Source organism: Lysinibacillus sp. NPDC097195, from assembly GCF_044762075.1.
GTDB lineage: Bacteria > Bacillota > Bacilli > Bacillales_A > Planococcaceae > Lysinibacillus.
Genome location: NZ_JBIWDP010000001.1, coordinates 2070148 through 2084022 on the forward strand (window position 1 = coordinate 2070148; position 13875 = coordinate 2084022).

The 13875-nt window shown below is 32.3% G+C and carries 14 protein-coding genes; 2 read left to right on the top strand and 12 right to left on the bottom strand.

Annotated features, from left to right (window positions below):
- Window positions 1-24: 24 nt before the first annotated feature.
- The 4 genes from ACIQXI_RS10780 to ACIQXI_RS10795 all read right to left on the bottom strand — a co-directional run bounded on the left by ACIQXI_RS10780 (window position 25) and on the right by ACIQXI_RS10795 (window position 3713).
- Window positions 25-1116, bottom strand: coding sequence for a low temperature requirement protein A (locus tag ACIQXI_RS10780; protein WP_402924424.1), 1092 nt, complete (start codon window positions 1114-1116; stop codon window positions 25-27).
- Between the two features lie 684 nt (window positions 1117-1800).
- Entirely contained in the window at window positions 1801-2418 is a 618-nt protein-coding gene (locus tag ACIQXI_RS10785) for an NAD(P)-dependent oxidoreductase (RefSeq protein ID WP_402924425.1), read from the bottom strand.
- A 119-nt stretch (window positions 2419-2537) separates the two neighbouring features.
- On the bottom strand, window positions 2538-2852 hold the full coding sequence (locus ACIQXI_RS10790) for a hypothetical protein (RefSeq protein WP_402924427.1): 315 nt from the start codon (window positions 2850-2852) through the stop codon (window positions 2538-2540).
- A 357-nt stretch (window positions 2853-3209) separates the two neighbouring features.
- The gene (locus tag ACIQXI_RS10795; protein WP_402924428.1) at window positions 3210-3713 is read right to left on the bottom strand and encodes a DinB family protein; all 504 of its coding nucleotides are present in this window, start codon (window positions 3711-3713) and stop codon (window positions 3210-3212) included.
- Between the two features lie 192 nt (window positions 3714-3905).
- Between ACIQXI_RS10795 and ACIQXI_RS10800 the strand changes: the two genes are divergently transcribed.
- Window positions 3906-4853, top strand: a complete 948-nt coding sequence (locus ACIQXI_RS10800; protein WP_402924430.1) for a helix-turn-helix transcriptional regulator — start codon at window positions 3906-3908, stop codon at window positions 4851-4853.
- Window positions 4854-4943: 90 nt separating this feature from the next.
- Here the strand turns inward: ACIQXI_RS10800 and ACIQXI_RS10805 are convergent, their stop codons facing one another.
- The 5 genes from ACIQXI_RS10805 to ACIQXI_RS10825 all read right to left on the bottom strand — a co-directional run bounded on the left by ACIQXI_RS10805 (window position 4944) and on the right by ACIQXI_RS10825 (window position 9160).
- Window positions 4944-5366, bottom strand: a complete 423-nt coding sequence (locus ACIQXI_RS10805; RefSeq protein ID WP_402924433.1) for a DnaD domain protein — start codon at window positions 5364-5366, stop codon at window positions 4944-4946.
- Between the two features lie 320 nt (window positions 5367-5686).
- Window positions 5687-6235, bottom strand: a complete 549-nt coding sequence (locus ACIQXI_RS10810) for a GNAT family N-acetyltransferase (protein WP_402924435.1) — start codon at window positions 6233-6235, stop codon at window positions 5687-5689.
- A 282-nt stretch (window positions 6236-6517) separates the two neighbouring features.
- A complete protein-coding gene (locus ACIQXI_RS10815) occupies window positions 6518-7258 on the bottom strand; it encodes a type II toxin-antitoxin system HicB family antitoxin (RefSeq protein WP_402924438.1) in 741 nt (246 codons plus the stop codon).
- Window positions 7259-7554: 296 nt separating this feature from the next.
- Entirely contained in the window at window positions 7555-8487 is a 933-nt protein-coding gene (locus ACIQXI_RS10820; RefSeq protein WP_402924440.1) for an alpha/beta hydrolase, read from the bottom strand.
- A 16-nt stretch (window positions 8488-8503) separates the two neighbouring features.
- A complete protein-coding gene (locus tag ACIQXI_RS10825; RefSeq protein WP_402924441.1) occupies window positions 8504-9160 on the bottom strand; it encodes a type 1 glutamine amidotransferase in 657 nt (218 codons plus the stop codon).
- Between the two features lie 130 nt (window positions 9161-9290).
- Here ACIQXI_RS10825 and pdxR point away from each other — a divergent pair, with 130 nt between their 5' ends.
- Window positions 9291-10700 (top strand): MocR-like pyridoxine biosynthesis transcription factor PdxR, encoded by a 1410-nt coding sequence (gene pdxR, locus ACIQXI_RS10830; protein ID WP_402924444.1) that lies wholly within the window; start codon window positions 9291-9293, stop codon window positions 10698-10700.
- Between the two features lie 265 nt (window positions 10701-10965).
- On the opposite strand, the gene ACIQXI_RS10835 is transcribed toward pdxR, so the two are convergent.
- The 3 genes from ACIQXI_RS10835 to ACIQXI_RS10845 all read right to left on the bottom strand — a co-directional run bounded on the left by ACIQXI_RS10835 (window position 10966) and on the right by ACIQXI_RS10845 (window position 13569).
- A complete protein-coding gene (locus ACIQXI_RS10835) occupies window positions 10966-11517 on the bottom strand; it encodes a hypothetical protein (protein WP_402924448.1) in 552 nt (183 codons plus the stop codon).
- A gap of 487 nt (window positions 11518-12004) precedes the next feature.
- Window positions 12005-12928 (bottom strand): hypothetical protein, encoded by a 924-nt coding sequence (locus ACIQXI_RS10840; protein WP_402924451.1) that lies wholly within the window; start codon window positions 12926-12928, stop codon window positions 12005-12007.
- A gap of 335 nt (window positions 12929-13263) precedes the next feature.
- The gene (locus tag ACIQXI_RS10845; protein ID WP_402924454.1) at window positions 13264-13569 is read right to left on the bottom strand and encodes a hypothetical protein; all 306 of its coding nucleotides are present in this window, start codon (window positions 13567-13569) and stop codon (window positions 13264-13266) included.
- Window positions 13570-13875: the final 306 nt, after the last annotated feature.

Consider the following 13875-nt stretch of genomic DNA (forward strand, 5'->3'; position numbering starts at 1 on the left):
ATAAAAAATTACTCCCATATTTCGTTAAACGGTCGTTAACTTAGCATAAATAACAAAAAATACAACTAATTCTACCATAATTAACATATTAGGTACTGTAATAATTAAATTCAGAATAAAAAATCCAACTATAATCCCTAAAAATAAACCTAAATGATATATTTTTAAACGGTGTTTCTTATATCTGTATTGATGAAAAACAAAAGAGGTTGATAAAAAATAGATTAATACCGCTCCAAAAACAAAAAATAAACTAAAATAATAATTTACCTCATGCATAAATAATAGTCTTATCGACGCTGCCATCATGCTTAAAGACATTAAAATGAATAAATGTCCATATATAATCATTTGACCCGCCGTTTTTATAGATTTATTCACTTTCTTTTCCAAGTTATCGAAGTATTGCCACCACATTGATATAATTAAGACAAATGATACTATAGTAAATAATATGGAATTCCAATCTCCTTGTTTTGGTTGGATTACAGCAAGTGTACTAACTAGCGTTTCACCGAACAGAATAATAGTAAATAAACCAAATCGCTCAAATAAATGAGCTGTATTCGTAGGTACCATTACTAATCGCTTTCGCCCTATAATTGGTATTAAAATATCCACAAGTATACCCGTATACAATATAAGATACCTAATCCATGAGTCAAAAAAGAGGGAGCACAACGAAATAATAATGCCAACCCAAAAGTACTTACCAAAAAAGAGTGCCGCTTTCTTTCGAGTCCCCACTTCTGTCCGTTGTACAACAAGATATTGGATTGCAACTAATGCCCTTAGTCCAATATAACCTAATAGAAAAGATCTATAATACGAATCAAAATCTACTGATAAACTAGCAATCATGATTAGTGCAAAAAACATTTGTAAAATTAAAAATATACGGTGATGAAATAAATCTTCCCCGTAGCGATTAATAAACATTGTTTGTCCTACCCAAGCCCACCAGATAGGGATAAAAATCAGTACAAACTTTAATAGATAGTCTGAATGGATGTACCCTTCTTCAACATGAAGCAATACATGCGTTACAGTAGCAATCGCTGCTACAATTAGTAAATCATAAAATAATTCTAACCAAGTGACCTTTTTTTCCTCCATTTTTGTACCAATCCTTTACTAACATGAATTATTTTCAAAAAATAGCAATACCACATGAACTCACTGAATAGACTGGAATAATTTTTTACTTAAATTTTGTTTTACATTCTAAACAGTTTTGTAAAGCCATGAAACTCAGGATTCTTTTGAACAATACGGCCACGTTATTCTATGTACATTGCTTCACTATTTCTTTAAAAATTTTTATATCCTTTTTAATATAGCAAATTATCAATCTTAATAATAAATATTCAAACTTTTCATAAAGATATTACATACATATTTCTACCTGTAGTTAACTAGAGAACTCAACATATGATTAAAATAAAGAACTGTTAGAATTAATGTCCTTTAATAAAAATCGAGCGCCGATTTTTGTTAAAGAATCGCGCTCGATAGTTGAAAATAAATATTCAATAGTAGTGTGCAAATAGCTGTATAAACAATCTTTAAAGTAAAATACAAGAAATGTTGTTTTAATATCATTTCTTGTATTACGGTTTCTTTCCAAACTTTAATTTAAGTAACAGTTTAAAAAATTGCTATGTATAAAGTAGTAATTTGCTACGAGCACAGAATGTATTATTATATAAAAACATATCAATCAGTAATTTCTTTTTAAGTTAAAAAACTTTGTAAAGAAGTATCGAAAGCATGGTTGAAGGACATAGAGAACCTTTCACTTTATGTGGCAATACCGATAGATGAGTTCTCGTATTGTTCATCGCTTAATGCTTTGATAATAAAGTGTGCAACATCAGCACGAGGAATGGTTCTAGATTTTTCTGGTACGCCAGTTTTTGATTCCCTGTACTTTCCTGTTAACGCATCATTCGTTAATCCGAGTGGTCTAACGATTGTGAAATTTAATTCATGAGCTTCAATACAATCAACGGCTTTGCGATGATCCATCAAAGCATTTTTTAGCATTTTCATAATTACTTTCCCGCTAATGCCAGGTATTTCTTTGTTAATGCCAGCAGAAGCTGTGTAGACAATTCTTTTGACATGATGTGCTTGCATTCCAGCCACAATATTTTTCGTCATCTCTTCAAGTTCCGTGGATTTTTTCATACCTTGACTTGAGCCTAAACATGATACGACTGCATCATGCCCTGCAATTGCTGCAGTAACTTCTTCCTTATTAAATGCATCTCCCTGAACAATATTTAACATCTCATGTGTAAATTCTATCTTTGAAGGAGTACGTACGAATGCAGTTACCTCGAACCCCTTTTCTAATGCTTGCTTCACCACATATTGGCCTACGCCACCTGTTGCGCCAAATACAATGATTTTCATAAAAAGCCCCTCCTTTGTTACTAGTATACGTGTTTTTTATTGTTTTTACTGCTTAAAATGACAACGAGCGCTGATTCATGTTATAGAATCGCGCCCGTTTGTTGAACGAGGAAACAACTTTATGGTGTTTTACCGTAAGGAATTACACTGTCAATTTTCCCTGTTTTAGAAAACAGTTTGTTGTAAGAGTAAGAAATTTTATATTCTTTATATTTATCTAACTCAAGACTTTGCAATAATTCTTCGCTGATTTTTAATTTTCTACTTTCGACTTCTAAGACTATGTAGTGTTGACCGTCTTCTTCTACTATTTGCTCTTCTGTGATTTCTTTAGTTGTAATAACGTCTACTTGGCTGAACATATAAGTAAAACTTAGCACAAATATAACTAATAATGCGATAAAAGCAGTTTTAAATACTTGTAGTTGCGTCATTTTACCACCTCCTTTAATTTGTTTAATTAAAAGTGATTATCCAAACATACAATTAACAGCCTAACGATTAATTAGCGATAATATCCTGTCTTAACGAGCCGTCCTGCTTTCCTTGCTGAGGTATAAAATATTGGCTAATTTGCTTCGTGCCATCATTCCTCTTTTAATCATACAAAACTAAATGAAAATTTTAAACATTAAAACCAAAAAAATCCTTTGTATAAATCTCCTCCTATCGTTGAATCAGCAGCGCTCCGTATTCCACACTCTTGCCCTTTAATGAAAACGAGCGCTAATCCTTGTTACAGAATCGCGCTCAATTGTTGAAAATAACCTTATTAAAGAAATGCAATATTATTAAAGCGGTGGATTTTCCATCCCGAAATGAATCCAATCTTCTTTTGGCGGTCCATAAACCCCAAAAGGTTTTATTCCTGCTTGGCGCATCAGAATAGTAACTTGTCCACGATGATGAACAATGTGCTTGATTAGTCCCATTAAAATGCGAGCATTCGATTCTTCCCTTCCAAATGCATTTTGCACTTGTCTCAAAGAATCATCTGTCCATTGTTGTTCAATAACTTCCGCTGCATAAGAACTTATTTTCTTGAAGGTTTCAGCTATTTCTTTTACCGAAGTTGGAACACTCTCATTATTTTCAAAACTATCTATCTTCAGCCCAAAATCTGCTAAATATTCCGGGATATTAGTCGTTAAATGCCATGCAATCCTGCCCAAAGTACGACCTTCTGGATAAACTTTTTGATTTAATGACGTATCCGTTAAACCATCCAACACTTTTTGAGTTAGCATTGCTTCCCTATTCCATTCTTCAATAAAATCTAAAATCGTTTCATACATATTTAATTCCTCCCCAATCCATTCGATTGATCATTCTAAGACAGCTGTAATGACTAATTTCCCCTATTAGTTCCATAGTATTTGTTAGGAAATTCTAATTTGACTCATCACACCTTCCTTATCCTTTATCTATTTGTGATTATATATTATGATAGTGACAACTTATGTCACTGTTATTTTTTGGAGGTGTACATGTCAAAGGCTAAAAGATTAAATGAAATGATTATGATGGTTAATCGTAAGAAAAGATTTACCGTTGGGGAATTAGCGCAAGAATTTGATGTTTCAAAAAGAACCATTTTGAGAGATTTGCAAGAATTAAGTGAGATGGGTGTCCCGTTATATTCTGAAGCAGGCCCTCATGGTGGTTATCAAGTTCTCAATGAAAGAATTCTTCCTCCAATTGCCTTTAGTGAAGATGAAGCTATCTCTATTTTTTTTGCGATTCATGCTTTAAGACACTATATTTCCCTTCCTTTTGATACTGAGTATGAATCTATAAAAAAGAAATTTTATTTAAATCTTTCTGGAGATATAAGAGATGCCATTGATAAGATGATAAATCGAGTTGATTTTGTATCTGTTGACCAACAGGATAAGGTCCCGTTTTTAAAGCAATTATTAGAGACATCAATCGAACAGAAAGTGCTTAAAATAAAATATCAAAATAATGGAGAATTAACTTATAGAAGTATTCAACCAATTGGTATTTATGCAAATGGAGGAAAGTGGTATTGCCCATCTTATTGTTTTTTAAATAAGGATTATCGCGTCTTTAGATGTGATCGTATACAATCCATAGAACGTGATGAAAATAATCGCCCTATAGATTTATCGAATATTTATTTAAAAAACCGTTTTAGCCTTATAAATACTAAAGAAGAATATACATTCCCATTAAATGTGGAACTAACTAACAAGGGAGTGGAAATGTATAAAGCCGAAAAATGGGCAAATATTGAGTTGTCTAAAAGAGAAGATGGTACTGGAATTTTGAAGGGTAATATCTTAAAAAGCGATATTCACTTTTTTTGTCATTATTTGATTACTTTTGGTGAAGAAGCTTTTATTAAAAGCCCATCTGAATTAACTCAATGTATGAAGGAAAAGTTAAATAATATTTTAAAACAGTATGACTAACTAAAATTCTACTGTTACACTCAAATGGAATTTACTAAAAAATAAGTTCCATTTGAGTGTAACAAATTTTTTTTTTGAATGTAATCACACCTACTTTTTTTGTAGGTCACGAGCGTAAGAAATCGCTTTTTCTATTGTAAATATTTTTTTATTAAACCAATTCTCTCCCATTTCTTTTACTAACGGGTGAACTATCCCGTTTTTACTTACAATCGCAACGTAATCAAGCAACACATATATAACATCATCTTTTAATCCCAGTACTTGCAAATCCTTAATAAGCTTTACATCATCATCAGTAACAACACTGTAGCGTTCTTTTATTAAATCAAAAGGTGATGTTGTTTTTGCCTTATTCATGTACCATTCATCGGGTGTCATTCCTGTTTTAGCTTCGAATTGTTGTTCGTTCCATTCCTCTATTGTCATGCCTTGGATTTCCTTAAAACGATCTTCTGGTGTCTTGCCGTGTACTACTCTATTTTTTGTCTTTTTGAGACGCTTATCTTTCATCATCCTTTTCACCTTTAATTTTTATTTTTTATATAAGATAATTCAATAAAGTTTAATTTTCCCCTCCTAAACGAAATGAAAATGCTTATTTCAGCGTTACAAAAATTAATTACGTCTGTTGAGATATTAAGAAAGGCAAAATAAAAGACCTCAATATTAAGAGGTCTAAGTAATGTTAAAGCCTTTATTCTTCTTCAATTTCTAATTGTTTGTAATAGTCATCTACAATTGGGTGAATATCTTGGAATATAAAGAGACTAAATATGATTAAATTTACTGTCTACAAACCTCTTTATTTTATCTATACAAGAACATTAAGTTTACATATTAGTAATTTTCCCGAAAAGTAATGCATCATAATACTTATCCTCTATAAAATAATGGTCTTTTAAACGTCCTTCTAACTTATACCCATTCTTTTCAAGTATTCGTGCTGAGCCAATATTGGCATGCACTACTATAGCATGGAGCTTATGAAGATTAAGTGAATAAAATGCAAAATCACTCATCAATGTAACAATCTCTGTGCCATACCCCTTACCCCAATGCTGTTTATGCAACACATATCCAATTTCAGCTTGGTTTGCTTCTTGGTCAAAATTGAAAATTATAGCTGTTCCAATAATCACTTGAGTTGATTTTTCAACTATGGAGGCATATAAATGAGTTCCTGCCGACTCTCGTTTTAACATTAATTCAACGAACTGAGAAGTTTCCTCCAAAGTACGCATCAAATTCCAGCCAATAAATCGTGAAACCTCTTGATCCGACGCATAATGATGTATCTCTTCAGCACCCTCTACCCTTAGTTCTTTGAAGAAGATTTTTTCACCTTCTAATGAATGAAATAAAACAGCCTGCTTGTCCATTTTAACCTCCTCTAATTTGCGCTTTGTTAATTAACTCAGATTGTAGAGAAATTGTCCCAATGAAGGATAATAGTTCTCATCCATCTTAGTACATCCTTTCAAATAAATTATATATGTTTCAACTGTTTCCTCAACGATCTGGCCCTTCATAAGAAAAAGACGCGTTCCAAAATAAACGCGCCCGATTGTTGAATAGCAAGATAGTGATTACTACTTTTTACTTATGAATAACACCAGTTAGTTTCCTAATGGGGAAAACAATAAAGCTTAAGGCTAGGTAAATTAAAATAAACTGAAGTCTGGGTCTGTTACTTCTTTTTTTAATATTGCTGCTTCCATAGCAGAAATATGCCCCATTTTTACTAATTTATTAATTGATTTGAACATAATTTTATTATTTTCTTTTTCATACTTCAGTCGATGTTTTTCCCTCTCTAACCACTCATTGGAAGTACGATGTTTTATAACTATTTTTTCAACAAATTGATTAAATTTCTCTTGAGCTTCAGACCTTGTATGTACTGAAAACAGTATTATATTAAACGGCCACTTGGGATTTCTTCTGTGTGAGGAATCAAAAAAAAGAATTTCCTCCTCCTCTGAATAATCTCCAAATAGAATATCCCACTTTCCCTGGTCATTCTTATAACCTATAGCCTCGATTTCCTCTTCATATTCTTCAGCGTAATAGTAAATATGCCAATGTCTGTGTTTTAAATGTTCCTGTATTTCTTCGGCATACGGTTCAAACGACGTCTTCACATCGATCAATTCCATTCCTTGAGAAAGTTTGTTCCTTTGAATAGGGATTGGTTTAGGAAGTTCTTCATTATCATATAAGATTCCTGCCAAGGAGTAAGCTAACTCCTTTTCTGCATTTTTTATCGCAATAAGTTTAGTTTCTCCCCAGCACAAAGGAAAATCCCACCCGCTCTCAGGAAAAAGAGTAGGAAAATAAACACCATATGTTTCTCCATCATTCTGTTGTATAAATGCTGGGTAAACTAAATCTTCAAAAATCAATACATTTGCACATCCTTTAATCATATCGTCTCTTTATAATAAACTATTTTACGATAACTGCAATCTATTCTATTTCAACCAAACTAGTACAATACAGAAAAAAGGATCTGCATTATGCAACAAAATGACCTTCAAGTAAAGGCCCCTTTAGTTTAATAAGGACAGCAACGCTTCTTCCTTAAATTATATTTCACAAACCACTTTGAGGAAATTATGTATTACTCCATAATTAAATTGGGTATTTCATCCCTTGTTACGAATACCCTAAATAATATTATCAACGCGTATTAAGGAAATTACCATTCACTATTTAATGCATTTTTTAATGCACGATAAGTTTCTTCTGTTGCTAATTTACTTATAGACGCATTTGGAACAATTGATTCAAACTCATGGAAACATCCTGGGTAAAGATGAAATTCTACTGGTACACCTGCGCTTATTAAATTTGTAACGTATTGTATTGTTTCATCTCTAAAAGGATCAAGTTCTCCAACTGATGTATATGTAGGAGGCAAATTTGAATAATCTGTTGCTCTAGCGGGTGCAGCATAAATAGATGTTTTTTCTTCAATACTATTTCTCAAATATTGATTCCAAGCAAGTCTATTAAAATCACCGCACCATACACGTTTATCTATTATTTCATTACAAGATTTTGTTTGACAACTATCGTCAATCATTGGAAATAAAGGCATTTGATATTTAATTTTAGGTCCTTTTCGATCTCTTGCCATTAGAGAAAGCGCTGCTGTTAATCCTCCACCTGTACTACCTCCTAAAACTGCAATATTATCTGGATCAACATTGTATTGTTGAGCATTTCCAACAAACCATTGCAATGCAACATAGCAATCTTCAATCGCAGCAGGGTATGGATGTTCGGGAGCTAACCTGTAATCTACTGAAATAACAACACAATTTACTTTCTCTACAATATCCCCACATTTTGCATCGTTACCTTCAACTGAACCAAATATATACCCACCTCCATGTATAAATAAAACACCAGGCAACGTATCCTTTTGATTTTTTGGGCGATAAATTTTTATCCTTAACTTTTCATTATCATTAATCCATCGTTCTTCTAAAATTAGGTTTTGATTTTGATAGGGTACTATACTTTTTCTACCTTTTCTTCGAATATCTTTTATGTTCTCGACTGTTAGGGTCATTTCTTCTAAGGCTGAAAATGTTTCTATTAAATCTGGATGTACTTTTTGTTCCATATTTACTTCTTCCTTTTTACTTATTTTTCAAATACTTTATAATATCCGCTAATACTTTTTTATTTTCCGATGGGATAGAAGTGTTTAAAATTGTTTCAGCCGTTTGTTCATAAATACTACCCTCTATATAATTTTTATCTTCCTCTACTAATTGCAACAACGTATTTTTAGTCATTTCTAAATGAAATTGTAAACCTAATACATTTGAATTGTAGATAAAGGCTTGATTTGAACAAGCATCAGTTGAATATAGCCTCTTACTGCCATGAGGAAGTTCAAAAGTATCTCCATGCCAATGTAAAACATCAAGTGAGTTAGGCAAAAAATCAAATTCGTTAGTAACTTTTTTAACCTGAAAAAAACCAACTTCTTTACCTTTCGAATTTTTATTAACCTTTGCGCCCAAAATTTCTGCGATAAGTTGTGCTCCTAAACAAATTCCTAAAATTGGTTTCCCTGCTTTGATTAGTTCTTTAATAAATATTTTTTCAGCTTCTAACCAAGGAATTGAATCGCTCACACTCATTGGCCCCCCTAAGATAATTAGCATACTAACTTCTTCTATTGAAGGTAATTGCCCATTTTCGTATATCTTAATAAGCGTATATGATTCGATTTCTTCTATAATGCCTGGAGTTTCGAATGGAACATGTTGTAATATATATGTCGACAATTTTATATTCTCCTTATATCCATAATGTGATAGTCTTTTGTAATTGTAATAGTGATATAATAAAATAAATCTGTCACTACGAAAAGAGACAGTTTGTCACTTTTTTCACAGGACAGTTTAAGGAGAATTTATGTTTTTTTATTTTGATCGAAGTAAGAACCATGAGCCTTTTCATGTACAGTTATATAATTATATAAAAAATGAAATACAATTAGGCCATTTAAATACAGGTGAAAAACTACCTTCCATTCGATTTCTTGCTCAAGAATTAAATATTAGCAAACAGGTTATACATTCTGTCTACCAGCAGTTACTTGCTGAAGGATATGTAGAAAGTAAACCAAGAAGTGGCATTTTTATTTTGCCTTTTGAAAATATAAAATTCATATCAGACTCTAGCTCCTGCATCAAGAATGTCGAAGAAGTCAAGTCACCCAACATTCCAATCGATTTTTTTTATAGTTCATTAGATTCCTCCAAATTTCCTCTTCAAGCTTGGAAAAAGTGTATAAATAGAGCTTTAGAAAATATTCATAATATGACTAGCTATGGAGAAAAACAAGGCGAGTTACATTTAAGAAAGCAAATATCATATTATGTTCGTAATTCTAGAGGAATTAATTGTATGAGTAATCAGGTTTTTATTTTTGGAGGTACTCAGCAAAGTATACAGTTCATTACGCGCTTATTAGATTTAACATCAACTATGGTTGCTATCGAAAATCCTGGATATGGAGAAGCTAGAGCAGCATTCACACAGAGTCAATGCAAAATTCGTGACATTCCATTGGATGAGGACGGTATTTCCGTTTATCATTTAAAAAAAAATTTAGTAAAAGCTGTTTATATTACTGCTTCACATCAGTTTCCAATGGGTATGGTTTTACCTATAAAAAAAAGACTGGAACTATTAGAGTGGGCAAAAAAAAATGAAAGTTACATTATAGAAGATGATTATGATAGTGAATTTCGCCATATTGGAAGGCCTATACCTCCTCTGAAATCATTAGATAACGAAAATCGAGTGATATATTGTGGCACATTTTCAAAAAGTTTTTCACCTTCCATTAGATGCAGCTATGTAATTTTACCTGAAGATTTAGTTGAACATGGTATTCAAAGTCTTAAATCATATAGTCAAGGTGCTTCACTGATTATTCAAGATGCACTTGCATATTTTATGGAAGAAGGTTATTTTGAAAAACATTTACGTCGCATGAAAACAACATATCAAAAGAAACATAAAGTACTAATAAAAGCAATTGAAAATTATTTAGATCCTCATGTTGAAATAATAGGAGAAAAAGCAGGTCTGCATGTATTACTTTATTTAAAACATATAAAAGCGGAGGATTTAATTATGGAAGCTGAAAAATTGGGAGTTCGAATTTATTCTCCAAATGCCCATTGGTTCCTTCAAAAGCCAGAATCTATTATTATGTTGGGATTCGGAGCATTAACAGAACATCAAATCGAAAGCGGAATTCAATTATTATCTTCCATTATTAATCATAAATCTGTCCAAATAGACGGTAAATAACCTAGAGTTCATAGCCGAGAAATTTTTAGAAATTTAACGAGGCAATAAATGAGCAGAAATATATCCTCGAATATTATTATCTATATACTACACGTTAATTTAGCCTTGATTTATGTAGGGTTGAGCAAGAATGTGTAAACAATATCCAAAGAAAGAGCCAAGTAACGATTGTTTTACAGCGTTTCTTGGCTTTTGTGTCTACCCATACTTACGTTTGGGAACGTTATTTAATATTGAACTGCATCAGTTATATATCTAATTTTTATTAAGTCACTTCTACAACAACTACATAAATAATTGGATAGCGTTCATATGCCTCTACAAATTCTTTTTTATCTTCAACAGATAATTTCAAAGGTTCAGTAGAACTCGTCGAATCTTTCTCTGACAATGAACCATACATTCCAATCCGATATTGCCCTTTTTCGGTGATAACATTATTTATCTTTTCTTTAAAAATTAAGCCCCAATTGATAGTATCAATAAACATTTTTTTAGATATGACATTTTCTTTATCTTGGATTGCCCCAATTAAAAATAACTCAGCCGAATTATCTTGTCTAAACATAGAAAATTGAGCTTTCCCTTTTCCTTTGAAATTATTTGCAAAATAAATATTTCTGTCGTCAATAAATTTACCATTTTCGTAAACTTCAACAAACATAGTAACGCTCTGTTCTTTGCTCAAATCAAATGATTGTTGAAAGTTAAATTCAGCAACATTTGATAAGATGTCTTTACTTGAATCAACCTCATTGTCATTTGAACACCCTACTATGGCTAGACATAATAAAAATAAAAAAATTATTTTTTTCATAGATTCCATCTCCTTTCGGATTAATTTTACATTATATGGTATTTTATAACTGTATATATTTACATTATTAGAGCGAGCTAAATTCAACATTTAATTATCAACCTAAAACACTCCCAAAGCGAGGCTTGGCAACAACATTCCATTGAAATTCTTTTTAGATGTTACCGCCATTGAAAACAAGTGGATCGAACAGCCTTCTTTAAAATGATTTTCCTCAGCGTCTCAGCGTGTTATTTTCTATAAAATAAACAGCGACAACCAGCTTAACCATGTTTGTCGCTGTTTGAAATATTACCAAGCTTTCATTTTGGAGTGTTTTTAAGGATATATGTGTATAATTTATTAGACAATTTTTTTTTGGCTATCTAATTTATTATGGAAAACTAGTTAACAAAAAAGTTATTAAATTATATGTCCCAACTCTGGTATAACGTTGCATGACCGTTGCTCCCAAATGCGAAGAGCCAAGAAAGTTGCACTGCTGTTTTTAATCACCTGATTTCGCATCATACATATACAGCTCATCCCCGTCCAAAAACAGCAACTTGCTCTCACGGTTATTCACTAATTGTGGTTCGACAGGCTTACCATCTGGCTTTATCAGCTCGATTTTACGGACAGTCTTATATTCATTACCTTCACGTTGTAACTCAATGAGTGTACGTTCTCCTCTACCTTGGTGGATAACGATCGTCTCTCCATTCACCGCAAATGCCCGAAAATAAATATCCTCGGGTGAATAATACGATGTGAGACCCTCTTTCCGTACTCCAATCTTCGAATCTGTGCTGAAGAAAAAACAAATTCCTCCATCATCCATACCATTCAGCGCCAAACATTCAAAAATAAAATATTCCTTATCCTCTTCAAGCGAATCCTTCTTAACACCAGACGCATTCCAGCCAACTAGCCCGCTTCGGCCAATCGGATTCTCCCAGCCATAATTGCCAAAAACGCCTTCATCAAAGTAACCTGTCCAAATCTCTTGATTCTTTGTTACGTACACATGCTCAATACCATCTCCTAAACAAAATGATCGAATGAAACACCCATTTTTATCATAGACACGTGCGTTTTCCTCAATATTTTGTGCATCATGGTAATACGACCGTGCACCTACAAGTAGAATATGTTCGTTATCAATCGGCTGTACGTAATGATAATTCCATGTCTCTTTCGGCAAATCCAGCACTTTCTTCTGTCCATCTTTCAGATGAATGACTTGATATCTATAGCTTTTTTCCGTAACGGTTGCAGGGAAGCAACCATTCGTTAGTGGAATTTGCTCTTCCACAAGTAGGACAAATACATCGTTTTCATGTCCAAGTGCAATCGAAAGAGGCGTCATTTGTTTCAACTCTTCGCTCAGATTAGCTATTGGATTCATGGGTATCTTAAGTATTGATTTCATTTTCTTTCAGCAACCTTTCCTGTATAAAGATTTACTGCACTAAATATCCTTTTCTTTCCTCGACAGTTTGCATACGCAAAAAGAATTGAAGTAATAATAATTTTAATTTTTCCATCCAAATGATTTTTCGTATTTTTTATTTTAATTTATACTTTCAGTAAAATTTTACCACTTTTCAAAACATACTGAAAGCGATGTTTGGTAACATTTCTTAAAAGATAGTTACTCCACAATCTGACCCTTTAATGAAAACGAGCGCTGATCCTTGTAATCGTGCCCTATGGTTGAAGAAAAAAGCCTCAAAGCGAGGTGTGGGCTTTCTGACATTAGGTACCTTAAAAAGAATCATAATACATCAAATTTTGGTATTTCGGTAAATCTAGAAGCTTATCTCTCTCTTTACGTAGCCTTAAATTTAGTAACCGACATCCTTCACACAATACATATTCAGCCGAATAAGCATCTACTGATATTTCATTGAAATCGTTTTGTAGCGCATGTTCTAATATTTGTTCTAAAATTTCAGGAGTGAATACTTTACTCTGAATCATATAATTTCCTTCAGCTTTATTCGGAGAACCTTCAAATTTCCAACTATTATTTTGAAGATGATATGGAGTGTGACAAACCATACAAATCATAATTCGCCTCCCGCGTTAAGTATTAATGTAATAATAGTTCATGACAGTTTTGTTAAGCATAACCTACCCAAACCCTCGTTTGATTATCTTTCTTAAAAGAATGTTATTTTGTTTATATATTTACATCAAATAATTTTTGAATGTATTATTTAACTTCTTTTTGTTAGTTTGGAATAAAGTTTGATCAATAGTTTATTGCAAACGTTGATTTTATAATAGAAGAAACCCATGCATTTTGAAAAAAATTGTTCAAAATGCATGGATTTTATTTAAATGCGAAGTTATTTTTATCCAACTATATTACAA

Excerpts from the sequence above, each read along its gene's own strand:
- ACIQXI_RS10780 (WP_402924424.1), bottom strand. The coding sequence starts at position 1,116 with ATGGAGGAAAAAAAGGTCACTTGGTTAGAATTATTTTATGATTTACTA.
- ACIQXI_RS10785 (WP_402924425.1), bottom strand. The coding sequence starts at position 2,418 with ATGAAAATCATTGTATTTGGCGCAACAGGTGGCGTAGGCCAATATGTG.
- ACIQXI_RS10790 (WP_402924427.1), bottom strand. The coding sequence starts at position 2,852 with ATGACGCAACTACAAGTATTTAAAACTGCTTTTATCGCATTATTAGTT.
- ACIQXI_RS10795 (WP_402924428.1), bottom strand. The coding sequence starts at position 3,713 with ATGTATGAAACGATTTTAGATTTTATTGAAGAATGGAATAGGGAAGCA.
- ACIQXI_RS10800 (WP_402924430.1), top strand. The coding sequence starts at position 3,906 with ATGTCAAAGGCTAAAAGATTAAATGAAATGATTATGATGGTTAATCGT.
- ACIQXI_RS10805 (WP_402924433.1), bottom strand. The coding sequence starts at position 5,366 with ATGAAAGATAAGCGTCTCAAAAAGACAAAAAATAGAGTAGTACACGGC.
- ACIQXI_RS10810 (WP_402924435.1), bottom strand. The coding sequence starts at position 6,235 with ATGGACAAGCAGGCTGTTTTATTTCATTCATTAGAAGGTGAAAAAATC.
- ACIQXI_RS10820 (WP_402924440.1), bottom strand. The coding sequence starts at position 8,487 with ATGGAACAAAAAGTACATCCAGATTTAATAGAAACATTTTCAGCCTTA.
- pdxR (WP_402924444.1), top strand. The coding sequence starts at position 9,291 with ATGTTTTTTTATTTTGATCGAAGTAAGAACCATGAGCCTTTTCATGTA.
- ACIQXI_RS10835 (WP_402924448.1), bottom strand. The coding sequence starts at position 11,517 with ATGAAAAAAATAATTTTTTTATTTTTATTATGTCTAGCCATAGTAGGG.
- ACIQXI_RS10840 (WP_402924451.1), bottom strand. The coding sequence starts at position 12,928 with ATGAAATCAATACTTAAGATACCCATGAATCCAATAGCTAATCTGAGC.
- ACIQXI_RS10845 (WP_402924454.1), bottom strand. The coding sequence starts at position 13,569 with ATGATTTGTATGGTTTGTCACACTCCATATCATCTTCAAAATAATAGT.